The sequence below is a fragment of the Salibaculum griseiflavum genome, assembly GCF_003129565.1.
Lineage (GTDB): Bacteria > Pseudomonadota > Alphaproteobacteria > Rhodobacterales > Rhodobacteraceae > Salibaculum > Salibaculum griseiflavum.
In genome coordinates this window covers 1-836 of sequence record NZ_QETF01000046.1, presented here as the reverse complement: position 1 = coordinate 836, position 836 = coordinate 1, and the positions used below count along the sequence as shown (strand labels likewise).

General features: G+C 59.1%; 1 protein-coding gene. It reads left to right on the top strand.

Annotated elements, in window-relative coordinates:
* Positions 1–66 precede the first annotated feature (66 nt).
* A protein-coding gene (locus DFK10_RS16180) for an IS5 family transposase (protein WP_109390070.1) occupies positions 67–824 on the top strand; the annotation gives its coding sequence in 2 pieces (ribosomal slippage) (positions 67–403 and positions 403–824; 759 coding nt in all).
* Positions 825–836: the final 12 nt, after the last annotated feature.

Here is an 836-nt window from a genome sequence, read left to right as displayed (position 1 = left end):
TAGGGTCAGGACCCATTGATTTCCGCATTTCGGCGTGATTCACGGTTCGAAAAACGAGCGGTGACCATGTCTGATCTTTTCTGGCTGACGGAGGCGCAGATGGCGCGTCTTGAGCCCTTCTTCCCCAAGTCCCACGGCAAGCCACGCGTTGATGATCGACGTGTGTTGAGCGGCATTATCTTCATTAATCGCAATGGGTTGAGATGGCGAGATGCCCCTTCGGCCTATGGCCCACACAAGACGCTCTATAACCGTTGGAAGCGGTGGAGCGACAAAGGCATCTTCGCCCGGATGATGGCCGGTCTAGCTGCCGAACACGGCGAAGAGAAGACGGTGATGATCGACGCCACCTACCTGAAGGCCCACCGTACCGCGACCAGTTTGGGCGTCAAAAAAGGGGGCGTGGACGCCTGATCGGTCGCACCAAGGGCGGCATGAACACCAAGTTGCATGCCATCTGCGACAGCCGAGGACGTCCGCTCAACCTGTTCGTCACCGCCGGTCAGGTCAGCGACTACATTGGCGCGCGGGCATTGCTGAGCAGCCTGCCGGACGTCGATTGGCTGCTCGGGGATCGCGGCTACGACGCCGATTGGTTCCGGGAAGCGTTGAAAGACAAAGGGATACACGCCTGCATCCCTGGCCGGAAGCAGCGGAAGGAACCGGTAAAGTACGACAAGCGCCGGTACAAACGCCGGAACCGGATCGAGATCATGTTTGGTAGGTTGAAGGATTGGCGGCGTGTGGCAACCCGCTACGACAGGTGCCCGAAGGTCTTCCTGTCAGCCATCGCCCTCGCAGCACTCGTCATCTACTGGCTATGAGTCCTGACCCTA